Origin of the sequence: Moraxella sp. FZFQ2102 (assembly GCF_024137865.1) — a bacterium.
Lineage (GTDB): Bacteria > Pseudomonadota > Gammaproteobacteria > Pseudomonadales > Moraxellaceae > Moraxella.
In genome coordinates this window covers 534,922-561,832 of record NZ_CP099960.1, presented here as the reverse complement: position 1 = coordinate 561,832, position 26,911 = coordinate 534,922, and the positions used below count along the sequence as shown (strand labels likewise).

26 protein-coding genes and 1 pseudogene are annotated in these 26,911 nt (G+C 46.7%); 10 read left to right on the top strand and 17 right to left on the bottom strand.

Going from position 1 to position 26,911, the window contains the following annotated elements; translation table 11 throughout:
• Positions 1 to 179 precede the first annotated feature (179 nt).
• From NGM44_RS02615 to NGM44_RS02580, 8 genes and pseudogenes are all read right to left on the bottom strand, one after another.
• Complete coding sequence (locus NGM44_RS02615; RefSeq protein WP_253224121.1) at positions 180 to 512, bottom strand: sulfurtransferase TusA family protein; 333 nt, start codon at positions 510 to 512, stop codon at positions 180 to 182.
• Positions 513 to 623: 111 nt separating this feature from the next.
• Entirely contained in the window at positions 624 to 1,607 is a 984-nt protein-coding gene (gene oppF / locus NGM44_RS02610) for a murein tripeptide/oligopeptide ABC transporter ATP binding protein OppF (RefSeq protein WP_253224120.1), read from the bottom strand.
• 3 nt (positions 1,608 to 1,610) lie between these two features.
• Positions 1,611 to 2,588: an oligopeptide ABC transporter ATP-binding protein OppD gene (gene oppD / locus NGM44_RS02605; protein WP_253224119.1), complete on the bottom strand. Its 978-nt coding sequence runs from the start codon at positions 2,586 to 2,588 to the stop codon at positions 1,611 to 1,613.
• A 28-nt stretch (positions 2,589 to 2,616) separates the two neighbouring features.
• Positions 2,617 to 3,516: an oligopeptide ABC transporter permease OppC gene (gene oppC / locus NGM44_RS02600; RefSeq protein WP_253224118.1), complete on the bottom strand. Its 900-nt coding sequence runs from the start codon at positions 3,514 to 3,516 to the stop codon at positions 2,617 to 2,619.
• Between the two features lie 30 nt (positions 3,517 to 3,546).
• Complete coding sequence (gene oppB / locus NGM44_RS02595; RefSeq protein ID WP_253224117.1) at positions 3,547 to 4,467, bottom strand: oligopeptide ABC transporter permease OppB; 921 nt, start codon at positions 4,465 to 4,467, stop codon at positions 3,547 to 3,549.
• 192 nt (positions 4,468 to 4,659) lie between these two features.
• A pseudogene (locus NGM44_RS02590) lies at positions 4,660 to 6,114 on the bottom strand (ABC transporter substrate-binding protein).
• 12 nt (positions 6,115 to 6,126) lie between these two features.
• Positions 6,127 to 6,282 (bottom strand): hypothetical protein, encoded by a 156-nt coding sequence (locus tag NGM44_RS02585; RefSeq protein ID WP_253224116.1) that lies wholly within the window; start codon positions 6,280 to 6,282, stop codon positions 6,127 to 6,129.
• Between the two features lie 41 nt (positions 6,283 to 6,323).
• The gene (locus tag NGM44_RS02580; RefSeq protein WP_253224115.1) at positions 6,324 to 7,967 is read right to left on the bottom strand and encodes an ABC transporter substrate-binding protein; all 1,644 of its coding nucleotides are present in this window, start codon (positions 7,965 to 7,967) and stop codon (positions 6,324 to 6,326) included.
• Between the two features lie 269 nt (positions 7,968 to 8,236).
• Between NGM44_RS02580 and NGM44_RS02575 the strand changes: the two genes are divergently transcribed.
• Positions 8,237 to 9,760: a M48 family metalloprotease gene (locus NGM44_RS02575; protein WP_253224114.1), complete on the top strand. Its 1,524-nt coding sequence runs from the start codon at positions 8,237 to 8,239 to the stop codon at positions 9,758 to 9,760.
• A gap of 243 nt (positions 9,761 to 10,003) precedes the next feature.
• On the opposite strand, the gene NGM44_RS02570 is transcribed toward NGM44_RS02575, so the two are convergent.
• The 3 genes from NGM44_RS02570 to yihA all read right to left on the bottom strand — a co-directional run bounded on the left by NGM44_RS02570 (position 10,004) and on the right by yihA (position 12,098).
• On the bottom strand, positions 10,004 to 10,450 hold the full coding sequence (locus NGM44_RS02570) for a GatB/YqeY domain-containing protein (RefSeq protein ID WP_253224113.1): 447 nt from the start codon (positions 10,448 to 10,450) through the stop codon (positions 10,004 to 10,006).
• Between the two features lie 93 nt (positions 10,451 to 10,543).
• A complete protein-coding gene (gene rsmI / locus NGM44_RS02565) occupies positions 10,544 to 11,380 on the bottom strand; it encodes a 16S rRNA (cytidine(1402)-2'-O)-methyltransferase (protein ID WP_253224112.1) in 837 nt (278 codons plus the stop codon).
• The gene (gene yihA, locus NGM44_RS02560) at positions 11,373 to 12,098 is read right to left on the bottom strand and encodes a ribosome biogenesis GTP-binding protein YihA/YsxC (protein ID WP_253224111.1); all 726 of its coding nucleotides are present in this window, start codon (positions 12,096 to 12,098) and stop codon (positions 11,373 to 11,375) included. The genes rsmI and yihA overlap by 8 nt, the downstream gene beginning before the upstream one ends.
• Positions 12,099 to 12,349: 251 nt before the next feature.
• On the opposite strand from yihA, the gene NGM44_RS02555 reads away from it, so the two are divergent.
• The 4 genes from NGM44_RS02555 to NGM44_RS02540 all read left to right on the top strand — a co-directional run bounded on the left by NGM44_RS02555 (position 12,350) and on the right by NGM44_RS02540 (position 15,224).
• Positions 12,350 to 12,595 (top strand): cytochrome c5 family protein, encoded by a 246-nt coding sequence (locus tag NGM44_RS02555; protein WP_371923536.1) that lies wholly within the window; start codon positions 12,350 to 12,352, stop codon positions 12,593 to 12,595.
• Positions 12,596 to 12,980: 385 nt separating this feature from the next.
• Complete coding sequence (locus NGM44_RS02550) at positions 12,981 to 13,676, top strand: cytochrome c (RefSeq protein ID WP_253224109.1); 696 nt, start codon at positions 12,981 to 12,983, stop codon at positions 13,674 to 13,676.
• 124 nt (positions 13,677 to 13,800) lie between these two features.
• Positions 13,801 to 14,883 (top strand): hypothetical protein, encoded by a 1,083-nt coding sequence (locus NGM44_RS02545; RefSeq protein WP_253224108.1) that lies wholly within the window; start codon positions 13,801 to 13,803, stop codon positions 14,881 to 14,883.
• Positions 14,880 to 15,224 carry an RnfH family protein gene (locus NGM44_RS02540; protein ID WP_253224107.1) on the top strand — a complete coding sequence of 115 codons (345 nt, stop codon included), beginning with the start codon at positions 14,880 to 14,882 and terminating at the stop codon, positions 15,222 to 15,224. Before NGM44_RS02545 ends, NGM44_RS02540 begins: the two co-directional genes overlap by 4 nt.
• A gap of 104 nt (positions 15,225 to 15,328) precedes the next feature.
• Here NGM44_RS02540 and NGM44_RS02535 read toward each other — a convergent pair whose 3' ends face one another.
• Positions 15,329 to 15,709, bottom strand: coding sequence for an outer membrane protein assembly factor BamE (locus NGM44_RS02535; protein WP_253224106.1), 381 nt, complete (start codon positions 15,707 to 15,709; stop codon positions 15,329 to 15,331).
• A gap of 258 nt (positions 15,710 to 15,967) precedes the next feature.
• Here NGM44_RS02535 and fur point away from each other — a divergent pair, with 258 nt between their 5' ends.
• A complete protein-coding gene (fur, locus tag NGM44_RS02530; protein ID WP_253224105.1) occupies positions 15,968 to 16,402 on the top strand; it encodes a ferric iron uptake transcriptional regulator in 435 nt (144 codons plus the stop codon).
• A gap of 64 nt (positions 16,403 to 16,466) precedes the next feature.
• Here fur and NGM44_RS02525 read toward each other — a convergent pair whose 3' ends face one another.
• Positions 16,467 to 17,507: a type IV pilus twitching motility protein PilT gene (locus tag NGM44_RS02525; protein WP_253224104.1), complete on the bottom strand. Its 1,041-nt coding sequence runs from the start codon at positions 17,505 to 17,507 to the stop codon at positions 16,467 to 16,469.
• Between the two features lie 138 nt (positions 17,508 to 17,645).
• Here NGM44_RS02525 and NGM44_RS02520 point away from each other — a divergent pair, with 138 nt between their 5' ends.
• Together NGM44_RS02520 and NGM44_RS02515 are read left to right on the top strand one after the other, a co-directional pair.
• Positions 17,646 to 18,341 carry a YggS family pyridoxal phosphate-dependent enzyme gene (locus NGM44_RS02520; RefSeq protein WP_253224103.1) on the top strand — a complete coding sequence of 232 codons (696 nt, stop codon included), beginning with the start codon at positions 17,646 to 17,648 and terminating at the stop codon, positions 18,339 to 18,341.
• A gap of 283 nt (positions 18,342 to 18,624) precedes the next feature.
• Positions 18,625 to 19,869, top strand: coding sequence for an NnrS family protein (locus NGM44_RS02515; protein WP_253224102.1), 1,245 nt, complete (start codon positions 18,625 to 18,627; stop codon positions 19,867 to 19,869).
• 268 nt (positions 19,870 to 20,137) lie between these two features.
• Here the strand turns inward: NGM44_RS02515 and NGM44_RS02510 are convergent, their stop codons facing one another.
• The 4 genes from NGM44_RS02510 to queE all read right to left on the bottom strand — a co-directional run bounded on the left by NGM44_RS02510 (position 20,138) and on the right by queE (position 23,572).
• Positions 20,138 to 21,100: a bile acid:sodium symporter family protein gene (locus NGM44_RS02510; protein ID WP_253224101.1), complete on the bottom strand. Its 963-nt coding sequence runs from the start codon at positions 21,098 to 21,100 to the stop codon at positions 20,138 to 20,140.
• A 133-nt stretch (positions 21,101 to 21,233) separates the two neighbouring features.
• Positions 21,234 to 21,866 (bottom strand): trimeric intracellular cation channel family protein, encoded by a 633-nt coding sequence (locus tag NGM44_RS02505; RefSeq protein WP_253224100.1) that lies wholly within the window; start codon positions 21,864 to 21,866, stop codon positions 21,234 to 21,236.
• A complete protein-coding gene (locus tag NGM44_RS02500; RefSeq protein WP_371923525.1) occupies positions 21,867 to 22,832 on the bottom strand; it encodes a multidrug resistance efflux transporter family protein in 966 nt (321 codons plus the stop codon). It abuts the gene before it with no gap.
• Positions 22,833 to 22,849: 17 nt separating this feature from the next.
• On the bottom strand, positions 22,850 to 23,572 hold the full coding sequence (queE, locus tag NGM44_RS02495) for a 7-carboxy-7-deazaguanine synthase QueE (protein WP_253224099.1): 723 nt from the start codon (positions 23,570 to 23,572) through the stop codon (positions 22,850 to 22,852).
• 303 nt (positions 23,573 to 23,875) lie between these two features.
• Between queE and NGM44_RS02490 the strand changes: the two genes are divergently transcribed.
• Together NGM44_RS02490 and NGM44_RS02485 are read left to right on the top strand one after the other, a co-directional pair.
• Positions 23,876 to 25,237 (top strand): diaminobutyrate--2-oxoglutarate transaminase, encoded by a 1,362-nt coding sequence (locus tag NGM44_RS02490; RefSeq protein WP_078317817.1) that lies wholly within the window; start codon positions 23,876 to 23,878, stop codon positions 25,235 to 25,237.
• Positions 25,238 to 25,365: 128 nt separating this feature from the next.
• Positions 25,366 to 26,910: a type I restriction-modification system subunit M gene (locus tag NGM44_RS02485; RefSeq protein ID WP_253224605.1), complete on the top strand. Its 1,545-nt coding sequence runs from the start codon at positions 25,366 to 25,368 to the stop codon at positions 26,908 to 26,910.
• Position 26,911 lies beyond the last annotated feature (1 nt).

Genomic DNA, 26,911 nt, shown 5'->3' with positions numbered 1-26,911 from the left:
ATCATCGTGATAGTCATCGTGTCGGTTTTTTGGTGCCATGTTTTTTCACAAAATATCGTTATTTATTGCTTTGTATTGTACGGCAAATTGGCGGTTGTGGCTAGTGCTAGATGCGACTGTTTTATAAATTTTACAATCAGCAAAGCTTGTAGTAATTTTTAGGTGTTCAATATAGTTTATTAATTTTTTATGATAATAAAATGATAAATGATTGATGAGTCTTGCCCGCTTTGCCATGCATGGACGGTATGGCCATTTTTTTGGCAAAACGCCACCAAATCATGCTGAGAATTTTTGTCCGTGGCGATCAGATACAGTGCATGACCATCAGCAACCAAGCGTAGTGTCAGCTTGGCTTTGAGTAGTGGCATCGGACAGGGCAGATGGCGTGCATCAAAAAAATGACTCACCATCGCCATATCCAGACCATGCGTGGCAACAGCTTGTGTGAGTGCTTGCTCAAGTAGCGACTGTTCGGCGGTATCGACGCTGTCAAATAGGGTGTGCGACATGAATAAAATTACCAAATTACCAACAAAATTGCTCAAGATATGGGGTTGATGACAGTTTTTACAAGTAAAAAAATCCGCCCATTTCTGAGCGGATTTGGATGATTTGGATAATCACACCTGTGAATGCAAGCACGCCACCTGATGAGACTCATTGCCAGCTAGGCTTGGCTTGGTTTGAGCACAAGCGTCGGTGGCTTTTGGGCAGCGAGTGCGAAACACACAGCCTGATGGTGGATTGATCGGGCTTGGTAGATCGCCTTCAAGTAGCTGTACTGATTTGTTCCGTTCAAGATCTGGATCGGGCAAAGGTACAGCTGACATCAGCGCTTGGGTGTATGGATGCGTTGGCTTGTCATAGACCGCTGCATCCGTTCCGACTTCGACAGCGTTGCCCAGATACATCACCAGTACACGATCTGAGATATGCTTGACGACAGATAGGTCATGAGCGATGAAAATCAGTGCCAAACCCATCTCTTCTTGGACTTCTTGAAGTAGGTTGATCACCTGTGCTTGAATCGAGACATCCAGTGCTGACACTGGTTCATCACAGATGATTAGCTTTGGGCGTAGGATCAAAGCTCGAGCGATGCCGATACGCTGACACTGACCGCCTGAGAACTCATGCGGATAGCGGTTGATGACATTGGGCAATAGACCCACTTTTTTCATGATCTCACGCACGCGCTTGCCGATTTCTTCTTTGCCAAGCTCGGGGTGGTAAGTGCGTAGCGGCTCTGCAATGATGTCGCCGACGGTCATGCGTGGGTTTAGGGATGCCAATGGATCTTGGAAAATCATCTGAATTTCTTGGCGTTTTTTCTTCCAGTCTTTTTCAGATAAGCCTACAAGCTCTTCACCATCAAATAGGATGCTGCCTGATTTGGCTTTGACCAAGCCGATGATGGTCCGAGCCAATGTCGATTTGCCACAGCCTGACTCACCAACGACACCCAAGGTTTCACCGGCTTTTAGATCAAATGACACGCCATTGACGGCTTTGAGAGTTGCTGGTTTTTGCCAAAAGAACGCACCTTTTTGATGGATATCAAAATGCGTTTGTACATCGCGAACTTGTAATAGTGGGGTACTCATGCATTATTCTCCTACAGGTAGATTTGGGTGCTTCCAGTGGCAGGCACGCTGACGCTCATTTGGCAAAAATTGTAGCTCAGGCGGTGTGCTGTGGCAGATATCCATGGCGTATTGGCAACGCTCAACAAATGGACAGCCGACTGGTAGGTTCAGTAGGTTTGGCGGATTGCCTGGAATGGTGGTGAGTCGCTCGCTATCATTATCTAAGCGTGGCACGGCACCAAGCAGACCGATGGTATATGGATGAGTTGGATTATAAAAAATCTCTTCGGTCTTGCCATATGCCATCGTACGACCAGCATACATCACAAGGATGCGATCACAAGTCCCTGCGACGACACCTAGGTCATGGGTAATCATGATGATGGTGGTGTCAAAGTCACGCTTAAGATCGTTCAGCAGTGCCATGATCTGTGCTTGCACGGTGACATCCAGTGCGGTGGTTGGTTCATCTGCAATCAGTAGCTTGGGGCGACATAGCAGTGCCATGGCGATCATCACGCGCTGACGCATACCACCTGAAAACTCGTGCGGATACATACCGATACGCTTGCGAGCTTCGGGGATCTTGACTGCATCAAGCATACGGATAGACTCTTCCCAAGCCTCAGCCTTGCTCATGCCTTTATGCAATACCAAGACTTCAGACAGCTGATCGCCCACTTTCATAAATGGGTTTAGACTGGTCATTGGGTCTTGGAAGATGATGGCGATTTCGTTGGCACGAATTTTGTTGAGTTCATGCTCTGGTAGTCCGACCAGCTCTTTATCACGGAATTTGATTGAGCCTTCGGTGCGACCATTTTTGGCAAGCAAGCCTAGAATCGAAAAGGCGGTTTGGGATTTGCCTGAGCCTGATTCGCCGACGATGCCGAGCGTTTCACCTTGATTGAGTTTGAAATTAAGTCCATTAACCGCCGTCACCAAACCATCTTCGGTGGCGAATTTGACTTTTAAGCCCTTGACTTCTAATAGAGCCATGGTATATCCTTTTTTTTAAATAATGAATTTAGCGATCTTTTGGATCAAGTGCATCACGCAGGCCATCGCCTAAGAAGTTGAAACAAAACAGGGTGATGGTCAAGAAAATCGACGGTATGAGCAGCTGCCATGGCGATACCTGCATGGTTTGAGCACCTTCTTGAAGTAGTGCACCCCAGCTGGTCATTGGCTCTTGGACACCCAGACCTAGAAAGCTTAGGAATGATTCGAACATAATCATATTTGGGACAAGTAGTGATGCATAGACCACAACGACGCCCAAGACATTCGGTACGATATGGCGAGTCACGATTTTCCATCCAGAGACACCGCCGACGTGTGCCGCTTCGATGAATTCTTTGTTTTTTAGGCTCAGGGTTTGACCACGCACAATACGCGCGATATCTAGCCATGACACCAAGCCAATGGCGACAAAGATAAAGATGATGTTACGACCGAATAAAGTCACTAGCAAAATCACGAAGAACATGAATGGGAATGCGTTTAATACTTCAACAAAACGCATCATCAGCATATCAACTTTGCCACCCAAATAACCTGAAATCGCCCCGTAGATGGTACCGAATAATACCGCGACAAAAGCACCAGCGATACCGACCATCAATGAGATACGACCACCGACAGCGGTACGCACGAGTAGGTCACGGCCTAAGTTATCTGTACCAAAATAGTGCTTGGTTTCCATCGATGGTGCTGATGCCATATTTGCCCAGTCGGTATCAGCATAGCCAAATGGTGCAAACATCGGTACAAATGTCACAAATAACGCAATGAGTAATAATACCAAGCCACTGACCAAGGCGGCTTTGTTGTGTGAAAAGCGGCGCCAAGCATCTTGCCACAGGCTACGACCTTTGATTTCTTTGGCTTGGGTCGTGGTTGGTGTGGTCGTTGCAATGTTAGACATAAACAATCCTTATAAAAATATCGCAATCACTTAGTATTTGATTTTTGGGTCGATGACAGCGTATAAAATATCCACGATGGCATTAAATACGATGGTCAAAACACCCACCAAAATGGTCAAAGATAGCACAAGGCTATAGTCACGGTTCAATGCACCATTGACAAATAGCTGACCAATCCCTGGTAAGCCAAAGATGGTTTCGATGATGATAGAGCCTGTGATGATACCGACAAATGCAGGGCCAAGATATGAGATGATAGGTAGTGATGCAGGGCGTAGGGCGTGCTTGATGACGATGTGTCGAAGTGGCAGACCTTTGGCACGAGCCGTACGGATAAACTGTGAGTTCATCGTCTCAATCATCGAGCCACGAGTGATACGCGCGATACTGGCGATATAACTCAATGACAGTGCCGTCACAGGCAGAACAAGGTTCATAAACGCACCATCATTCCAGCCACCAGCAGGGAACCATTTTAGGATGACTGCAAAAATCAAGACCATCAAAGGCGCTTTGACAAAGCTTGGAATTGCCACGCCTGCCATTGCCACGGTCATTAAGCTGTAGTCAAGTACGCTATTTTGCTTTAATGCCGCGATGATACCCATGGTAACACCAACGATGACCGCGATGATGAATGCATAAACACCAAGCTCTATTGAGACAGGTAAGGATTGCTGTAGCAGTTCATTGATGGTGTAGTCCTTATAAGTGAATGATGGGCCAAAATCACCGTGCAATAATTGCTTTAGATAATTTAAATATTGCAGCCACAATGGATCATTTAAATTATACTTAGCCTCAATATTGGCAAGTACTGCGGGTGGTAAGTTACGCTCACCAGTAAAAGGACTACCTGGTGCTAAGCGCATCATAAAAAAAGAAATGGTAATCAAAAATAGCAGCGTTGGAATGGCTTCTAGCGTGCGTCGAATGATGAGTTTGAACATAAAAATCCTTTGTTTGCCACGCTGGTTTTGGTGGATCAACCAAGCAATCCTAAGGCTTATCTAAGGCTTGGACTTAAGAATAATGAGCGTTATTATAGCAAAAGTTCCATGCATGATTGGCAAAATTTCGCCGTGCTTTTTGCATAAAAAAGCCCGCCGATACAGGCAGGCTTTGGGTGGTGCGGCTGATGATTATGGATTGATCATCCAATATTTGGCGCGCCACAGATCTAGCGGATCGCTGTTGGAATAATTACCGACGCGTGATTTGACCAAGCGCACATTGGCATAATAAAACATATCGATGTGTGCATGGTCCTTATCCAAGATCGTTTCGACTTGTTCGTACAGCTTATTGTGATCAGCGTCACTGAGACCTGTGCGCAAGGTCTGGTTCATCAGCGCGTCATATTCAGCCGAATGATAGCGCGCCCAGTTGTTGGTGTTGTTTGATTTTAATAAGTTTAGGAAAGTCGATGCTTCATTATAATCACCGCACCAACGCGCGCGTGCCATTTGATAATTACCATTACTGCGGCTGTCAAGATAGCTTTTCCATTCTTGGTTTGTTAAGTTTACATCAATAAAGCCAGTCGCTTGTTTCCATAGGCTTGTGGCGGCTAGGGCGATTTTCTTGTGGCTTTCATTGGTGTCGTAGAGTAGGTCGAACTTCAGTGGATTTTGTTCATTATAGCCTGCTTCATTAAGCAGCTCTTTGGCTTTGGCGATACGCTGATCCATGCTCCACGCTTGCCATTCTGGGGTGAAATTGACACTGCCTTTGATGGCAGTTGGGGTGAATTGATAAGCGGCGATTTGCCCTTGACCCATCACCTTATCTACGATTTGCTCACGATCTAGTGTCAAAGCCAGTGCTGTCCGCACACGCAGATCATCGAACGGTGGCTTTTGGTTATTTAAGTCAAAATAATAAGTGCACAGCGCAGGCGCGGTTTTTAGCTCATTGCCATAGTCGGCTTTGAGCTTATCAAACTGCTCAGATGGCAGCTCGCTTGCAGTGATGTCGATCTCGCCTGCTTGATAGCGCAGCACATCGGTGGTGGCTTGGGGGATTGGCAGCAGCGTCAGGCTCTCAATTTATACCGCATTGGCATCATAGTAGCTTGGGTTTTTGGTCAGTACGATTTTTTCGTTCACCACCCATTGACTTGGCTTGTACGCGCCATTGACGACGATATTGGCAGGATCTGTCCATTTTTCGCCGAATTTTTCGACACTGGCGCGATGCACGGGCAGCACCGACCAGTGCGTCATCATATCAACAAAATACGGCACGGGTTCAGATAAAGTGATCTCTAGCGTCTTGGCATCGATGGCTTTGATACCAAGTGTGTCAGGGCTTGCATTACCATTGATGATCGCTTGGGCGTTCAGCACCTTGCCATCATCTAGGCAGCTTGCATAATCCGACCCTGTGGCAGGATCGACCAGTCGGCGAAAGCTATAGACGAAATCATCGGCAGTCACCGCATCGCCATTGGACCAGTTGGCATCGTGCAGCTTAAAAGTCCAGACCTTATTATCAGGTGATGACCATTCGGCTGCGATGGCAGGAATGAGCTTGCTGTCATTGTCGGTGCTGACTAGACCTTCGGCGAACTGGCGGATGATGTTGCCTTCTTGCACACCTTTGGCAAGCTATGGATCGAGTGTCTCAGGCTCACTGGCATTATTGATGGTGATGCCTGTTGGATTGGTTTGAGCTGTGCTATTTTTGGGCGTATTGTCCGATGAACACGCGCCCAGCGCTAGGGCTAAGCTTGTCATCAATAGCATCGGTTTGATTATGGCCATGGGTGATACTTTTTTGATAATTATTTAATAAATTTATACAATCAATCTGCGCGAATGCTTAGGTTTTTGACTTGCCAATTCCCCAAGGGATCGTGGATGGGAAAGCCTTGTACATAAGATTTCACCAAGCGCGGCGCGGTATAATGATACACAAAAATCGTCGCTGTATCGTGATCCAGTTGTGCTTCGGCTTGACGGTACAATTCAGCGCGCGCCTTAGTGTCTATGGCATTGCCAAGTGTGCTGTTCATGATGTTATCAAAGGCAGCACTGCTGTATTTACCATAGTTGTTGCTGTTATCAGATTTAAAGGTGTTCAAAAATGACGATGCTTCATTATAATCAGCGCACCAACCGCCACGCGCCATTTGATAATTCTGCTTACGGCGAGTTTCTAGGTAGGTTTTCCATTCTTGATTATTAAGATTAGCTTCTACAAATCCCAGATTTTCTTTCCACAGTGCCGCTGCTGCCACCGCCAGAGTTTTGTGCTGTTCATTGGTATTATAAAGCAGCTCAAACTTCAGCGGATGCTCCTTACTATAGCCTGCCTGAGCAAGCAGTCGCTTGGCTTCGGCGATGCGTTCATCCTTGCTCATCGCTTTCCATGTAGGCTCAAACGGCGTGATGCCGCCGATGGTCGTCGGTGAGAATTGATACGCAGGCGTTTGCCCTTGTTTTAGAATGCTGTCAGTGATGATCTCACGATCTAATGTCAAGGCCAGTGCCTTTCGCACATCGGCATTATCAAACGGTGGCTTGGTATGATTGAACTCATAATAATAAGTGCATAGCTTGGGCGGTTCGACGACTTCAGCGCCCAGATCTTGTTTGAGCTTGGCATATTGCTCAGGTGGTAAGCCTTCATTGCTGATGTCAATCTCGCCTGCGCGATAACGCTGTACATCGGTGGATGCTTGGGGAATTGCCAAAAAAGTCACCTTATCGATGGCGACATTTTGGGTATCAAAATAAATCGGATTACGCTCAAGCACGATGCGTTCATTGACCTGCCAAGCACTCAGACGATACGCGCCATTACCCACGAAATGCTCAGGCGTCGTCCATTTATCGCCGAATGTCTCGATGGTTTTTTGGTGCACGGGCAGGGTGGCGGTGTGGATCAGCATATCGACGAAATACGGCACGGGTTCAGATAAGCTGATCTGTAGCGTTCGATCATCGATGGCGGTGATGCCAAGGCTCTCAGGGCTTGCCGTGCCGTTCATGATGGCTTGGGCATTGATGACTTTGGCATCGACAAGGTAGCTGGCATAAGGTGATGCGGTCGCAGGGTCGGTCAAGCGGCGAAAACTATAGACGAAATCGTGTGCCGTCACTGTATCGCCATTGGACCAGTTGGCATCATCGCGCAGGATAAAAGTCCACACCTTGTTATCCGTCGTTGTCCAACTCGTCGCCATGCCGCCGATGGTGTTGCCCTGATCATCGGTACTGACCAGTCCAACGAGCAACTGACGCAAAATATTCGACTCAGGCACGCCTGATACCTTGTGCGGATCAAGCGATTCAGGCTCAGCGCCGTTGTTGATGATGAGTGCTTTTGGGTCGGTGGGCTTGCTGTGCACGGCGGCAGGCGCGTCGGTTTGGCTTGTGCCGCAGGCGCTCAGCATACACAGACCCAACACACCCAACAGGCGCAGTGATAGCGATGATGGTTTCATAACTCAGTCCTTTTTTGGTGGCAAATTCGGTGAAATTTGACACAATGTTCTTACACAATCTTGGCGCTTATCTTGGCAAAATGTTACAACCTTGTCAATGCCAATAACAAAAAGATGTGCCAAAGACACATCGGCGCACCAATTTTCTAGTACAATTTCGGGATATGTTCATGATTGATTGATTGATGATAGGTTTGATGGTAAATTGACAATATTTAAACCTTACCCAAAACACCCTAAACCGAACTTAAGCAAAGCCGCCCAAGTATATGAAAATCACCAAACTTCCAACTACTCACACGAAAACTTCTAGCCGCTTAACCGCGCGATCGCTGACGATCGCTCTGGGCTTGTCACTGATGACGACGGCGAGTGTGGCAGCGACAGCACCGACGGCATTTAGCTTGCCGAGCATGACCGCAGGTGCAAATTTTTATGACACTTATCGCAATGAGCAGATCGCTGCGTGGTCGCTGCGGCAGATTTATGATGATTTGCCACTTGTCGAAGATCCGTGGGCAAATCAAGTATTGGTGCAGCTATCGGCAGAGCTGAATGCTAAAGTGCGCACGCAGCAGCTGTATGCCACACCGCTGATCGTCGATAACAGCATGAATGCCTTTGCTGTACCAGGTGGTCTGATCGGGATGAATACGGGGACGATTTTGGCGGCGCAAGGGCTTGATGAAGTGGCAAGTGTGCTGGCGCACGAGATTGCACACATCAGTCAGCGGCATTATGAATCGCGGATGGAGAATAACAAAAAGCTGATGGCGCTACAGCTTGGTGGTTTGATCGCAGCGATCGCAGCATCGGCGGCAGGTGGTGATGCGGCGCTACTTGCAATGGCAGGCGGCCAGACGGCGACAGCAGAGTCGGCAGCGACGCACAGCCGTGAGAATGAGAAAGAAGCAGATCGCGTGGGTATGCAGATTTTGGTGCAGTCGGGCTATGATGCTCATGCCATGCCGAGATTTTTCAGCCGTTTGCAGCGACAGCTGAATATCAATCAAGCCAAAAATGCCTTTATGCCAAGCTTCATGCAGTCGCATCCATTCACCGCTGAGCGCATGAGTGAAGCGTCTGCACGCGCGGCAAGCTATGCCAAGCCTGTGATGACTGCCAAGCATGAACAAGCCAAGCTGTTCGATCGCTGGTCGTGGCGCATCAAATATTTGACCAAGCAGGCGACTTATGCAGAGCTTGTCGCCAATGCGCCACAAAGTGAAGGTGCGCGCTTAGCACTGGCATCATGGCTGGCTGATGCACAGCGTCACCGTGAAGCAGCGCAGGTGCTGGAAGTAGGGCGATTTGACCCTGCTGACGCACTGGTATGTATCACCAAATCGCATTTGGCATTTGCCCAAAAGCAGTATGATCAAGCCATTGAGATGATTAAGCCGTGCCAAGCGATTTATCCAGAACGCCGTGATTTGCGCTTGATTTTGGCAAAGTATCATATCCATGCAGGTGATGGGCAAGCGGCAAATGCACTTCTCTCACCATTAACTTTCGATGGCTCACATGACTTATCCGCGTGGCAGCTGTCTGCGCAAGCTTATGAGCTGATGGCGCGCGCTGCCGCTAGTGATCATGCTGCCACTATCGCTACCATCAATGCACTGCGTGCGCGTAGCCAAGTGGAGCTGTGGCGCGGGCAATATCAAGGGGCGCTGCAGTCATTGGCGCAGGCTGATGAGTTGGCGGCAGGTAGTGATCGCACTAAGCTCATGCGCGCGATGCTTGCCAAGGATAAAGATGCGGTGATCAGCGCAAGGGATTTTCGACCTTAAGCGGCGATGATGTTTGATAAACTGCTTGATTTCAGGTCTGATAAAGGGTGTATACAATACCCCTATAATTCGGCTCATTGTACAAATAATGTATTAGAGATACAGTCGCCATAGGGTGCGTTATACGCACCAATGTACCAAAGCTGCTTGATTTTTATAATAAAATTTTCAAAATTATGTGTAAATAACCATGCTTAAAGTTGTGGCTTGACTATCTGACAAGCCACAACTTACCCAAATTATTTACGCCGACAGCGCCTTTTTCACCAAGCCTGAGATCACTGCAGGATCAGCTTGACCGACGGTTTTTTCTTTGACGGCATTCATCACTTTGCCCATGTCTTTCATGCCAGCTGCGCCAGTTTCTGCGATGGTAGCAGCGATGATGGTGTTAAGCTCATCTTCACCTAATTGTGCTGGTAGAAACTGCTCAATGACATTGATCTCAAACTGCTCTTTTTCGGCAAGATCTTCACGACCATTGGCTTGATAGATGGTTAGTGATTCTTGGCGTTGTTTGATTTGTTTTTGTAGCTGTTCAAGTACGGCTTTATCATCAAGCTCTACTTGAGAATCGATTTCGATTTTTTTGATGGCTGCTTGCACATTGCGCAGCACCTTGACCGTATCCATTTCACGGGCTTTCATTGCAGTTTTAACGGCATCGGTCATGGTTTGTTTTAAGCTCATGGCATACTCCTATTTGATTGTTTGATTTTTTATTTAAACTACTTAATCTTTTGTGGTATATATCTGCATCTTTGCCAAGATTGGTGGTATCATTCATGCTTTTTGTAATTCAAGCAGGCGATCATAGACCGCTGATTTTTTTAGCCCCAAGACATCAGCGACGATGGCAGCTGCTTTTTTTGGTGGCAAATCTTGAGCGATTCTTAATAACCACGCATCATAATCTTCTGGGGTTTGTGCGTCATTATCTTTGCCTGCGACAACAAGCACGATCTCGCCTTTTTGCTGATTGCTATCATTTTTGACAAAGTCAAGTAGCTCGCCCAGTGGCAGTTTTTTAATCGTCTCAAAAGTCTTGGTCAGCTCACGGCATAGCGCCGCTTCACGATCGGCGCCAAATACCGTCACCATGTCCGTTAAGCTCTCATTGATGCGATGCGGCGCTTCATAAAAAATCAAAGTCTCAGCGCGATTCGCCCATTCATCAAGCGTCTTAATCCGTCCATGTGTCCTGGCAGGTAAAAAGCCAATAAAGCTAAACTTGTCCGATGGCAAGCCTGCCGCCGATAGCGCCGCAATCATCGCGCACGCCCCGACAATCGGCATGACGGTCAAGTCCGCTTCGTGCGCCGCCTTGACCAAGCGAAATCCAGGGTCAGAGACAAGTGGCGTGCCTGCATCGCTGATCAAAGCGACCGATTCACCGCGTTGTAGTCGCTCGATGATTTTGGTGGTTTGGCTGTCGGCATTATGCTCATGATAGGCGATGGTCGGTGTGGTGATGTTAAAATAATTTAATAATTTACCCGAAGTGCGTGTATCTTCACAAGCGATAACGGTGACGGATTTGAGCGTCGCGATGGCGCGCTCAGTGATGTCAGACAGATTGCCGATCGGGGTAGCGACGATGTACAAAGTGCCATTATTCATGGGATTCGCCTTGCTGATCGTTGGTGGTATCAGCGGTATTTATAGCGTTAAGTTTATCGCTTTCTTCAGATTTGCTTTGTGCATCTTTGGCGATATTATTTAATTCATCTAAATGTAGCCATTCGCCAAGCACCGCTCCAAGTTCATCTAGACCTTCTTTTTTAAGCGCAGAAAACAGCTGAATGCTAAATGGCAAACCCAATGCTTGTAGTTGTTTTTTGGTGGCAAGTAGGGCGGTTTTTTGCGCGCCGCGTTTAAGCTTATCTGCCTTAGTCAGCAGCACATGCACAGGCAGACCGCCATCTTTTGCCCAGTGCAGCATCTGCTCGTCAAAATACTTAAGCGGATGGCGAATGTCGGTCATCAGTACCAAGCCCACCAAGGATTTGCGCGACACCAGATATTCTTCCAGCTCTTTTTGCCATTTGATTTTCATGCTCTCAGGCACGGCAGCATAGCCATACCCTGGTAAATCGACGATGCGTGCGTCTTCATGCCCGACGGTGAAAAAGTTGATCATCTGCGTGCGCCCTGGGGTTTTGGATGAGCGGGCGAGCTGTTTTTGTTGGGTGATGGTGTTGATCGCTGATGATTTGCCTGCGTTTGAACGCCCAGCGAATGCCACTTCAAACCCTGAATCTGTAGGACAAAGCTTAAAAGTCGGTGCCGACATCAAAAAACTGGTTTGGCGAATTTGCTTGAGATACGCTGCACTCATAAGGATTTCACAAAATAAAAAATTCACTTAAGTTTATCATGATTTACCCCAATCTGAAAATGTAAAAGTGCCAAACTGTTCAACATTTGTACAAATCGCTTAACTTTACTCAATAATACTTGTAATTATTCGAAAAAAGCCCATAATAAAGACATTGGCTGTGCTAACAGCCGTCATTACTTGTGAGAAAGTTTATGAAATTACGACAGATGATCGGTGCAATTGCACTTGTTGGTTTGAGTGCACTTGGCATGGTATCACACGCGGATACTGCGGACACTTACCAAAAAAGCTGCGCGGCGTGCCATGATTCAGGCAATCTAAACGCCCCAAAAACAGGTGATACCGCCACTTGGCAAAAGCTGAAATCTCAAAAAGGCATGGACGGACTTGTCAAATCCACGCGCCAAGGTATGCCACAGATGCCTGCGATGGGGCTGTGCAAGGCTTGTAGCGATGAAGATTTTAAGCAATTGATCGAGTATATGAGCAAATAATTTTCAAGCTTACTGAGCGGCTTATTTGGCGATAACACTTGGTAAATATCGCTTGTCAAGACTGCCAATATTGCTAAAATTAGCAGGGATTGCTGTGATGTATCAGTGCGGCTTGGTGATAAGCTGTGATGATAAATGATTGATTTATTTATAAAAATTGATAAAATTACTGCTTGGATGGTGTGTTTGGCGAAAATTTTTTAAAAAAATGTTACCAAAACCACAATTTTTGTAGGAAAATTTAGCCAAATCTTGCTATAATAGCCCAAGTTTTAGGAATAATGCCTTGTTAGCGGTCTAGCATATAGACGGTGTACTGAATATTGGATAGGATTTCAGTCGCGCTACACGAACCAAGATTTAGCCAAGTTAGTAGGAAATTGTTATGAAACCTGCACAAAAAGCAACACTAGCCAAATTTGCCCTAGCTCTGGGTGTTGGTCTGACCGGTTTGTCAGCCAATGCTGTTTCTTATCCTGTGCCTGCTTATGATATCGAAGCGGGTAAAGCGATCGTGGATGTCAACTGTGCCGCGTGTCATGGCGCAAATGGCGTGAGCGTTGCACCAGCGCAGCCCAACCTAGCTGGTCAAAATATCAAATATCTGTACAAGCAATTGGTAGATTTCAAAAATAAAGCACGCCGTAATGGTGTGATGGAAGCTCAGCTGGTGGGCCTAACTCAGCAAGATCTTGCCAATGTCGCAGGCTACTATGCTAACCAAGCACCATGGACACCAAGCTATGGTAATAAAGCCACTGTTGCTGCAGCGACCAAGCTATACCTAGGTGGCGATAAGACGCGTGGCGTGATTCCTTGTGCAGGCTGTCATGATCCAAAAGGTGCAGGCAATGCTTATGCAGCATTCCCACGCCTAGGCGGTCAGCACGCGACTTACCTAGCGACTCAGCTAAAACTATTCCGTGCTGCAGGCCGTGAAGATGATGTAGCGACCGATATGGAAGTGCGTACCAATGACGCTGCCAAAAAAGGCGAAAAAGGCATGATGCAGATGGTTGCATCGCGTCTGTCAGATCGCGACATCAAGATCCTATCAGAATACCTAGCAGCGGTACACTGATTCGTGATTTTTCCAAAAAAGCCCTTTGCTGGGCTTTTTTTGTTGCTGATACGCGCAGACAGCATTTACTGCATTTTATGATAAATATGCTAAAATAGTACGACATTTTCGATAGGATATTCCTATGTTACATCGTTATACGGTATTTTTTGTGGCGAGCAGTTTGCCACTGTTATTTGCCAGTCAAGTAGCACCGAATATGGCGCGTGAGCTGGATTTTTGGTTGCTGTGGTTTGTGGCGATGGTACTGGTTGGTCTGCCTGTGCTGTTCGCTGAATTTGCACTGTCGGCGCGTTCGGCAGCGACACCTTGGCAGGGAATGCAGAAGCTTACGCGTGAAGCGGATGCAAGCCTTGTGTGGCGTATCTTTGCTGTACTGTCGGTATTGGTGGCGATTTTGATCGCATCAAGCATCAGTGCGCGCATTGCGGTAGGTGCGGTATCGCAGTTTCCTGATGTGTTTCGTACGGTGAATGTGCCGACGCTTGGTCTTGCGGCAGGTGTGTCGGTGATTGCGCTGATTTTAAGTTTATTAAAAGCGCGTCTATTGCCTGTGGGGATGCTATTGATCTTAGCAGGTTCAGTAGTGGCACTGTTTGACAGCTCCGTGAGCGTGCCTGTGCTGACCGCGCCAAGCTTGGGCGAATGGGCACAGGCAGTGGTGCTTGCGCTACTGTGCGTGGGTGTTGGCAGTGGTTTGTACTGGTTTGGTGGTGTCAGCATCGCACCAAGTTTGATGCAGGCTAAGAAATCATTAACAGGCTATATTTTACCGATTTGGCTGACGCAGCTGATTTTTGGTGCGTTTGCTTTGCTTGCAGGTAATGCATTGGTAGGACAGTTATCCTTTGTGATGACCAGTCTTGGCATGCTATTGATCGCTGCCTTTTTACTGTATTATGCTGGTATGCAGCTGATGGCGCGCTTTGGTATGATTATCGGTGTGGTGGTGACATTGGTTTTGTGCATGGTGCTGAGTATCGTGCCTGTGCAGGCGCTGTTGATGGCACTGATCGTGCTGAGTTTGGTTGCGGTATTGTCATTGGCGATTTTCTCAGGATTTGTGATGAAAATCAGTCACTTGCGTAAGACCTTGAACTTCGGCTCAGAGCTTCGCTATAACCTATGGCGCGTATTGGTGCGCATCATTGTGCCGATCGCGATTATTGTGGCATTTGTTGGCTTGGTGATGCAGTGGCTGATATGATAGACATTGCGATCGCTTATGTCGATGAGCAGGGGCAGCAGCATTATCAAGAGCTGAGCGTCCCTGCAGGCACAACCATCATCAATGCTCTGCGCTCAAGTGGTGTGCTGAATTTGCCGAATTTGGCGAAGTTTACCACTTGGTGCAATGAACATCTGTCATGCGACACCAATCACAAGGCGTGGTATGTCGGTATCTATAGCCAAAAAGTGCGTTTAGATACTGTACTCAATGCTGGCGATCGCATTGAGATTTATCGACCTTTAACCATCGATCCGATGGCTAAGCGCAAATCCAAATCAAAAGTGAAATTAAAAAAGCTCGGCTATCGACCGTTGTGATTTTTATAATTTTGCAAAATCTACACATAAAAACGCCCAAAACTCAGTGCTTTGGGCGTTTGGTTTATGATGATTGATGATTGTTCAAAATCACCACAAGTCAATCAATGACGCGTTTCAGGTAGGCTGCCTGCACCTTCGATGCGCGCGACGCGACCTTGATTGTCAAAATAAATGCTCATGTACTGCGTGGCATTTTTGACATTTTTTTGTTTTTTGCGCTTGCCGTCCGTGCCTGCGGTGTAGTCATAGATATAGTCCCAGCGGTTCGGTGCTAGGGTGTCGCGCATGGCAGGCGAGCCAAGCAAGTACAGCACTTGGTTTTGGTTCATGCCGACTTGTACGCGTGATGCCTGCTCTTGGCTTAATGGCGTGCCTTGTGGCAAATCGATGGTATAAACGCGAAAAATATTACAGCCTGTCAGCGTCAATGCCGACACCAGACCGATGCTGGCGATTTTTAAGATGGTTGCTTGTTTCATCATCACTCCCAAGGGTGAGTAGTTCAAAGTCAATAAAATACAATTGCGACCATATTAAACACAACTTGGCGATTATGCAAGTAAAATCGTGAAAACAGCGCGCGCCAGTTACATTTTGAAAAAACTGCTCAATGATTTGGTAAAACTTATCGTGATGTTTTGTGAAGTTGTTTGGATTTATAGGTGCATCGGCGTGATTTTTGTGGTAAATTATCGCTTATCTATCATTATTGAATTTTGTAGAATTTTTAAGGGCAAACCATGGCATTCACCAACAAAGATTTGCGCAAAGCAGGTTTAAAAGTTACTTTACCACGCATTAAAATTCTTGAGCTTTTAGAGAATGCAGAACATCATCACATGAGTGCTGAAGATGTTTATCGCGCTTTGGCTGAGCAGGGTGAGGATGTGGGTTTGGCGACGGTGTATCGCGTGCTGACGCAGTTTGAGCAGGCGGGTATCGTTGAGCGTCATAATTTTGAGAATAACTTATCGGTCTTTGAAATCGTACAAGATGAGCATCATGACCATTTGGTCTGCGATGTCTGCGGTAAGATTGTTGAGTTTCATAACGAAATCATCGAACAAGAGCAGTTTAAAGTCGCTGAAGAACATGGCTTTAAGCTGTCGGGGCATTCATTGGTGCTGTATGGCGTGTGCGACAGTAGTGAGTGCCAAAAGACAGCCGAAAGCTGATTGATGATTAAAAAAGGTTTGATGAATCTCAAACCTTTTGTTGATGTCTTTATCGATGTGTGAATCAAAACACCATCTCTTTTGCGGCTAAATTCGCCGTCTCTTTACTGATTTTGCCTTGTTTGACCAGTGATAATAGCGACTGATCAAGGCTTGTCATACCGTGTGCTTGCCCTGTTTGGATCACTGATGGTAGCTGCGCAAGCTTATTTTCGCGGATCAAATTCGCTACCGCAGGCGTATGCTGCAAAATCTCTAATGCTGCCACGCGTCCACCACCTGTCTTTGGCAGCAGCCGCTGTGCGATGATCGCGGTAAGCGAGTCGGCAAGCATGGTGCGAATCATATTTTTCTCATGCGAATCAAACACATCGATGATGCGATCAATGCTCTTGGCGGCATTGATAGTGTGTAGCGTCGCCAGTACTAAATGCCCAGTCTCAGCAGCGGTGAGTGCAAGGCGAATGCTCTCAAGGTCGCGAAGTTCACCGACCAAAATCACATCAGGATCTTCACGCAGTGCTGAGCGCAGCGCATGGCTAAAGCTGTGCGTATCCTTGCCGACTTGTCGCTGACTGATGAGAGATTTATCACTCGTGTGTAGATATTCAATCGGGTCTTCGATGGTGAGAATGTGTGCAGCTTGCGTGCGATTGATGGCATTGACCATGGCGGCAAGCGTGGTGGATTTGCCTGAGCCTGTGCTGCCTGTGACCAGTACAAGCCCTGATTTGGCGTGGCTGATATGCTCAAGAATCTGACAAATTTCATCATCAAATAGGCTATCTAGACTTGGTACAGTACTTGCAATGGTGCGAAATACCGCCGCCGCGCCATGCGTCTGAAAAAAGGCATTGACACGAAAGCGCGCCACGCCCGTCACTTCGATGACAAAATCACATTCAAGCTCATTTTGCCAGGTCTGGTACTGCGCATCACTCATCACCGAGCGCAACAGATCGCTCACCATCTGATGATCGGGCGTAGGCAGGGCAACAGGCGTAAGCACGCCATCGATACGCATAAAGACATTGCCGGTGGATAAGTGCAAATCAGACGCGCCTTGGGCATGGGCGAAAGTGAGTAAGTTGGTTAGGTTAAGCATAAAATCTGCCAAAAATCTTTAAAAATGCTTATTAAAGCAAATTTGCCAAGTCATCGCAAGCGCAGGCTGATTTGTGCTACAATAATTGGCATAAATTTGAACCAGATTTTTGACCATCTCGCCCAATCAAGGTATCCTATGCACCAAAATATCGATAATAATCAACTGCTTGCCAATTTTCACGCTGTCAAATCTGCTCTACAAGCTGCCAATGATGCAGCACATCGCAGCCATCCGTGTGGCTTGCTTGCGGTGTCCAAGACCAAGCCTGCGGCGATGATTCGCGCTTTGGTGCAGGCAGGGCAGGTGGATTTTGGGGAAAATTATCTGCAAGAAGCGATGGCGAAGATGGATGAGCTGAATGATTTGCCGATCGTCTGGCATTATATCGGCAGCATTCAGCGCAATAAGACGCGTGATATTGCCAAGCATTTTGACTGGGTGCATACCGTCTCGCGCGAAGTGATCGCCACGCGTCTGAACGAGCAGCGCGCAGGTTTGCCACCATTAAATGTCCTAATCCAAGTCAATATCGACGACGAAGACAGCAAATCGGGCTGCACGCCCGATGAAGTGCCTGCCCTGATTGCTTGTATTCAAGCGTGCGAAAATCTGAGCTTGCGTGGCTTGATGGTCATTCCAAGCAAAGATGGTAGTGATGCATTTGTACGCACAAAAGCATTGTTCGATGAGATGGCAGAGCGGTTTGAACTTGCCGCATGGGATAGCATCAGCATGGGCATGAGTGGTGATATGGCAGATGCGGTGGCGCATGGCTCAACGATGGTGCGCTTGGGAACGGCGATTTTTGGTGAGCGAGATTATAGTCAGTGATTAGCATTATTAAAATATCGCTGATTTTTATACTGTTGCCACTTTAGAAGTATTGCTTAATCGATTGCCATGATTTACAGTAAAATTTACCGTTTATCCATGATAACTTGATTAATATTTGACTGATAAGTTATTAATTTGTCTTAAAATTATCCATAGATGTATGTGATATATCCCAAAATCTCATTAAAAATTATAAAGTTATAAAAATACTCTATTTTTGGGATAAGTGGATGATTGTCAAGCAAATTTATTATAACAACCAAATCCTAAGGTGATTGCCATGTTGATTAATATCGCCAAACCACAAAAATCCCCACATCCACTGCTGAATCTTGGCTTTCGTGTATTTTTCCTAAGCTCGGCAGTGTTTGCCATCATCACCATGCTGCTGTGGCATTATGCGCTGATTGTCTCGCCGAGCGTGATGCTTAAAGATTTTGGCGTATCGCTGTTTTATTGGCATGGGCATGAGATGGTGTTTGGCTATGCGCTGGCGGTGATTGCTGGGTTTTTGCTGACGGCGGTGAAGGCATGGACCGGCGTGCCGATGCCTGTGGGCTGGAAGCTGTTTGGTATTTATCTGCCGTGGCTTGTGGCGCGCGTGTTGTTCGCAGCTGCATTATTCATTACTGATGATGTTGCCAAAGGTGTGCTGTTGATCGCGCTGATGGCAGATGTGATTTTTTGGGCATTGGTGACGGCGGTGGTGACGCGTGCGGTGTGGCTTGTGCGCCAAAAACGCCAAGCGGGTATCGTTGCCAAGCTTGTGCTGCTGCTCTTATGTCAGTTGGGATTTTTGCTTGCCAGCAGTGTTGGGTATACGGGCGGTCAGTGGTTGTCGCTGTATGTTGCGCTGTTTTTGGTGATTGGTGTGGTGCTGACGATTGGTCGGCGTGTGCTACCATTTTTTATCGAAAAAGGCGTCACCGTCGGTAAAGACCGTAAGCCCACAGGCGAGCAGGTGAGTCTGCCGAATGCCGCGTGGCGTGATCGTATGAGCCTTGTGAGCTTTGTGGTGTTTGTCATCGGGTTTTTGGCAGATGTGCCGTGGCTGCTATCACTTGGGGCGGCGGTGTGTGCATTTATCAATGCATGGCGATTGATCGGCTGGCACCATCACGGCATTTGGATTAAGCCGCTGTTGTGGTCGCTGTATCTATCGTTTTGGGGTATGGTGGCGGCGTTTGTCATGCTGAGCGTAACGCCGATACTGGATTTGCCGATTAATGCAGGCGTGCATTTGCTTGCTTTGACGGGTATTGGCATGATGACGGTGGCGATGATGGCGCGTGTTAGCCTTGGGCATACAGGTCGCAATATCCATGAGCCGCCGCGCTTGGTTGGCGTGATGTTTACGCTGATGATTGGCTGTGTGTTGGTGCGCTCGGCGCTGCCGCTGTTTGTTGATGATTATATGGCGTTAATTGCTTATGCGCAGGGCTTGTGGATGATTTGTTTTGCGCTGTTTGTCATTGGCTTTGGGCGGATGCTGATGCAGCCTAGAGTGGATGGGGTGATGGGGTAGTGATTTACTTCTAGGGGTTTTAATAAGACTGAGATAGTGATTTGGATATTGGGGCGGTTGGAGGTGTATTGGAACAAGGTGGTTGAAATCTATAGCTTATCATCGGAGATTTGGTACCTTGTTAGATTATAATTATGTCATAAATATCAGATGGACTGAATCGAGTGCATTTCATAAGTTTAGACTAAATAGCATATGCCATTGTCCTGTTTGATTATTGAAAATTATCTAATGGGACAATGGCATAATAAATTTAAAGCCGCAGGAATTAATCAGAGCTGGATTTGGTTCTTTTATCCCACCAAGCAAAAGCATTGCCAAGTACAGTACCTGAAATGGAATGCCAAACACAAGCAACTGCAGTGGCAACGGCAGATTCAGCATTGGCAGGGAAAAATTTTGCACTCAGACCTGTAGCAAGCCCAGCATTTTGTACACCCACTTCGATGGCAAGCGTACGCTTTTTGGCGGTATTCATTCCCATAAACGCACCAGAAAAATAACCCAGCAAATAGCCACCGATATTATGCAGTGCGATGGCAGCGACCATGACTAAGGCTGATTCAAAAAATCGATGACCATGTACGGCTGCCACACCACCTACGATAGCGGCAAAAGCAAGCACAGCCACGCCTGGCATAATATTTCTGACATCAGCGAACCATGATTTGTTTTGCAAAGTGATATTGGCAAATGAGCCGATTAGCACAGGGAATAAGGTGACAATCAGCATAAATTTGAACATACCCCAACCGTCCATAGCGACAGTTTCTCCGACCAAGTATAACATCCATAGCGGTGCCATGACAGGTGCCAAAATGGTTGAAGCGGTTGTCATGCCGACAGAAAATGCAACATCGCCTTTGGCAAGATAACTCATGATGTTCGAGGATACGCCACCAGGACAACAGCCGACCAGTACCAAACCTAATGTTAAACCATCTGACAGATTCAGCATCTTACTAATGCCGATGGCAAGTAGTGGCATGATGGTGTACTGTGCGATGGTGCCGACCAAAATATCGAAAGGGCGTTTGGCTAAGATTTGATAATCTTGCTTGCCTAATGTCATCCCCATACCAAGCATGATTGTCCCTAGGACAAGCATTTGGGCATTGTCTTTTACCCAAGAAAAAGTGGCAGGCTCGATCATAGCAATGATTGCAGCGGCGATGATCACCAGTGCAGTAAAACGAGTCAGTTGCTGACTGACATTAACCAAAAATGGCATGATGTATAATCCTTTATCGCTGTTTAACTTATCCGTTGTATTATCAGTGAATTTTATGACTGATTCAAATGAATAGATGTTATAACCATACAAGCTTTTTTTATTGATGTATCAACTGACCGCTAGTGATATTTCACCGTCTCAACTGTATCGATGGCAAATGCCAATCAAACTTCACCGCCAGCATCCGTATGCCAAAGATGCTAATCAGTGCCACCGTCTCACGCACCCAGTCAGCGACACCGAAGTGCAGCAGTGTCAGATACAGCACTGAGCCTATGATACTGGCTGAGATGTAGATTTCTTTTTGGAGCACCAAGGGGATTTCATTACAGATCATATCACGCATGATACCGCCTGCGATACTCGTCATCACCGCCATCAGTATGGCAATGATTGGATGTGCATCAAGCGATAACGCCACTGTCAGACCAATCACGCTAAACGCTGCCAAACCGATAGCGTCAAATAATTTTAACATCCCATCAATCTTCTGATGACGGTAAAAAAACATCTGCCCCAAAATCGATGTCAGTGTAATCACAACGACATAGTTGAGATCCGTCATCCAAAACAGCGGATGGCGACCTAGCATCACATCTCTAAGTGTGCCACCACCGATGGCATTGACCATCGACACCAAGATACAGCCAAACAAATCAAATCGCTTGTACAGAGCAAGCGTCGTACCAGCAATTGCACAGGCGATGATGCCGACCATGTCCAATAGATAGATCATTTGCTCAGGGCTAAACGGTAAATTCATCTAACTTTGCATCCGACAAAATAACACAATACCAACACTCACCATCGCAATGCCAATCCAGCTCATCACCGATGGCATCGGTGTACCAAGTAGTAGCACACCGCCAATCAGCGAAAAAATCACTTCGGTGGCTTGAGTGGCATCGACCCCAGCGATTTGACCGCCATTGGCTGCCTTTGAGCGAGCGTACAAAAATAGTGATGTGGCAATAACGCCAGCAAATAAGGCGACCAATAGGGCATTAAACGCTTGTGATACCCCTAGTATCGGCGGCTGTACCACGAGCCCAAGCAGCACCCAAAACGGTAGCGAGCCTGCCGACAGTAGCCATACCTTGTGCAGTGGACTTGCCATCAGCTCGCTGGTCAAATGCGGCACTTTGGATAACAAGGGATGCGTTGATGGTGGACGAGTGGCATACCAAACCAGCTGATTGCCAATCGGGAAACAAAATCCCGCTACCAAACAAGGCAGCGCACCAAGCAGTAGCAAAGTCGTCAGCGAGCCTGTCTCGCCGCCATGTAAGCCTTCGCCGATATTGGTCAGCACCACCCCGGCAAAGATCAGCACGCTGGTGGCGATGACTTTTTTATTGATCGTCTCGCCAAAAAGTGCAAGCACGATCAGGCTTGCCACTGTCGTAAACTGAAAAGTCGCTGCGATCACCCAACCGGGTGCATGATCCGCACCAAAACATAGCGGTGCATAAAATAGCCCAAAGCCAATACCACCTGCGATGCACCAAAATTTATAATGCTCGCCAAATAAACGGCACAGGCCGGCAAGCGTACCAACACCGCTTTTGATGCCAATCATTGCTGATAACAATAGCCACATGAACACATAGCGTAATGATGCCGACCAAAACCAATGACCACCTTGGCTGGACATCAGCTCATTGAGTACAAAGGTTGAGCTAAAAAATGCCCCTGCGACCACACCGATTAGGATAAGTTTTAGCATCATGACATCCTTGTGATTGATTATTTACCTTTGGCATCTGCCCAGATAATTTTGTGTAACTGAAGCCCAAAACGCACCGGCAAGCCATCAGCCAGTATCCATTCGGCCAGTTGTGTTGCTATATTTGGCACTTCGCCCTTGTGAGCGGTGTGGACATCAAACATTGGCGAGAACCACACCGTACCGACTTTTTTGTCAAGCTCATAAGCGTGTAGCTGTGCCACCGCCCAATCATAGTCCGCACGATCGGCGATGACGATTTTGAGTTGGTCGTGATGAGTGAGATAATCCAAATTCTTCCACAGATTTTTATCCATCTCACCGGATGAAGGTGTCTTTAGATCCATCACTTTTGAGACGGCAGTAGGGACATCTTTGACGGATAATGCCCCTGCGGTCTCAAGCGAGATTTCATAACCCAAGCTTAATAATCTATCCATCAAAGCGATGGCATTAGGCTGTGCCAGAGGCTCACCACCAGTCACGCAGACACGCTTGCACGGATATTGGCTGATATGATCAATAATCTCATCTAAGCTAAAACGCTCACCACCTGTAAATGAATAAGTGGTATCACAATAAGTACAGCGGAGCGGACAGCCTGTCAATCGGATAAAAATCGTCGGCAATCCCGATGCTAATGCTTCACCTTGTAGCGAATAAAAAATCTCGGTGAGCTTTAGCCCTGCTTGTGGGTCGGTGGTGGGGATTTTGGTGTTGCGAAGTGGGTCGGTGATGGTCATTGTACTGGTGTGTCAATTAAATAGGCTATTGTAACGAAATTGCCATAAAATTTCTATAAAATCATCTGTGTAAATCGCTAAAAAGCGTAAGTAAATATGGCAAGGGTGAAAACGATGCTTGGTTACAAAAAAGTTTGGCAATTTGGCAAAAAAAAGCTTTTATTTTTTAAAAAAAGGCGTATCATGCGCTTGTTTGTTTTTGTGATAGAAAACAAGCATACACTCAAGTCATAGACTTGGTCATTTTCACCCATAAGTCATAGGAAAAGATAACCACGACTTAAACTTTGTTAAGGCTGTTTTATGAATGCAACACCTGTAAAACCAATCACTGATGCGACCAATGAATACTACCTAACTCGCCAAAATGAGATGGAGTCTAATGTTCGCAGTTACCCACGCAAGCTGCCGTTGGCAATCGCCAAAGCACAAGGTTGCTGGATCACTGATGTCGAGGGTAATGAATACCTTGACTGCTTAGCTGGTGCAGGCACACTTGCTCTTGGGCATAATCATCCTGCTACGATTAACGCCATCAAAGATGTATTGGAAAGCGGGTTGCCATTGCACACCCTTGACATCACAACGCCGATCAAAGATGCGTTTACCGAAAAGTTGTTGTCATTTTTCCCACAAGACTTCGTTCTGCAATTTTGTGGCCCAACAGGTGCGGACGGCACAGAGGCTGCGATTAAGCTTGCCAAGACTTATACAGGTCGTGACAATGTCATCGCCTTTAGCGGTGGCTATCATGGCATGACGCATGGCTCACTTGCCATGACTGGCAACCTATCTGCCAAAGAAAAAGTCGGCAATCTGATGGCAGGCGTGCAGTTCATGCCATATCCGCACGAATACCGTTGCCCACTGGGTTTAGGCGGTGAAGCAGGTGTCGATGCCTTGACTTATTATTTTGAGAACTTCATCGAAGATGTCGAAAGTGGTGTGGTCAAGCCTGCTGCGGTCATCCTAGAGGCCATCCAAGGCGAGGGCGGTGTCGTCCCAGCACCTGCCAAATGGCTACAAAAAATCCGTGAAGTCACTGCCCGTCATGACATCGTACTTATCCTAGATGAAGTACAGGCAGGCTTTGCTCGCTCTGGCAAGATGTTTGCCTTTGAACACGCAGGCATCACCCCTGATGTGGTGGTGATGAGTAAGGCGGTCGGTGGCGGTTTGCCACTGTGCGTACTTGCAATCAATAAGAAATTTGATGCATGGGCGCCAGCAGGTCATACAGGCACATTCCGTGGTAATCAGCTGGCGATGGCAGCAGGTTATAATGTCCTAGAAGAAATCACCAAAAACAACCTAGCTGAGAACTCTCGCATCCAAGGCGAGTTTTTACGCGCTGAACTTAAGAAAGTCGCAGAACAATATCCATGTATCGGTCATGTGCGTGGCCGTGGTCTGATGACAGGTATTGAGATTGTCGATGAGCGTAAAGCTGCTGACCACATGGGCTCATACCCTGCAGATGCCGAGCTTGCCGCAGCGATCCAAAAAGCCTGCTTTGATAATAAGCTACTACTTGAGCGTGGTGGTCGTGGTGGTACGGTGGTACGCCTACTTTGCCCAATCACCATCACCGCTGATGAGTGCAAGGAAGTCATCGCACGCTTCACAAAAGCCGTCGATGAAGCAGTGAAAGCTGTGCGTGGCTGATGCATCACAGTGAGCCATAGGGCTTGATGAATAAGGCTTAGTATCTGATACTAAGCCTTATTTTTATGTCAATTTTTATGCTACAATGAGAGTTATTTAATCTGATGACGAAAGCTAAGGAAACTATGATGACCAGTATGCAACAACGCGCCGAACTTCACCGCCGTATTTGGCAGATCGCCAACGATGTTCGTGGCTCTGTGGATGGTTGGGATTTTAAGCAATATGTCTTAGGGGCATTGTTTTATCGCTTTATCAGTGAGAATTTTGCCGATTATATCGAGGCTGGGGATGATAGCGTCAATTATGCTCAGTTTGATGATGCCAATCCTATTTTGGATGCCATCAAAGACGATACGATCAAGGCCAAAGGGTTTTTTATTTATCCAAGCCAATTATTCGTCAATGTCGCCAAAAACGCACATACCAATCCAGATCTAAACACCGATTTGGCGAATATTTTTAGTGCCATCGAGTCATCAGCCAGTGGCTATGATTCTGAAAATGACATCAAAGGCCTGTTTGCTGACTTTGACACCACCAGTAACCGCTTGGGCAATACCGTGGCGGATAAAAACAAACGCTTGGCGGCGGTATTAAAAGGCGTGGCTGAGCTGGATTTTGGTGATTTTAATGACAATCAAATTGATCTGTTTGGCGATGCCTATGAGTTTTTGATCTCAAATTATGCGGCCAATGCAGGTAAATCAGGTGGCGAGTTCTTTACACCGCAGCATGTCTCTAAGCTCATCGCAAAATTAGCACTGCATGGACAAAGCACGGTCAATAAAATCTATGACCCTGCTTGTGGTTCAGGTTCGCTACTGCTACAAGCCAAAAAGCAGTTTGATGAACATGTGATCGAAGAAGGGTTTTTTGGCCAAGAAATTAACCATACGACTTATAACTTGGCTCGTATGAATATGTTTTTGCATAATATTAATTATGATAAATTTCATATTGAGCTGGGTGATACGCTCATTAGCCCACAGCTACAAAACGACAAGCCATTTGACGCCATCGTCTCCAATCCACCGTACTCGGTGAAATGGATTGGCTCTGATGATCCCGTGCTGATTAATGATGAGCGTTTTGCACCAGCTGGGGTGTTGGCGCCCAAATCCAAGGCGGATTTTGCGTTTATTCTGCACGCACTCAATTATCTGTCTGCCAGAGGGCGTGCGGCGATTGTTTCTTTCCCAGGGATTTTTTATCGGGGTGGAGCGGAGCAAAAAATCCGTCAATATTTGGTAGATAATAACTATGTAGAAACAGTCATTGCCCTAGCACCGAATTTATTTTTTGGTACGAGTATTGCGGTGAATATTTTGGTATTATCAAAACATAAAACGGATAACCGTACGCAATTTATTGATGCTAGTGAATTATTTAAAAAAGAAACCAATAATAACATTTTAACCGATGAACACATTGCAACTATTATGAGCTTATTTGCCGATAAGGTAGATGTTGCCCATCAAGCGGTGATGGTGGATTATGAAACGATTAAAGCCAATGATTATAATCTAGCGGTCAGTAGTTATGTTGAGGCAAAAGATACGCGTGAAACGATTGATATTAATGTACTCAATAGTGAAATAAAAATCACCGTTGCTAAAATTGATGAACTACGCCGTCAGATTGATGAAATTATTGAGCAGATTGAGGCATAAG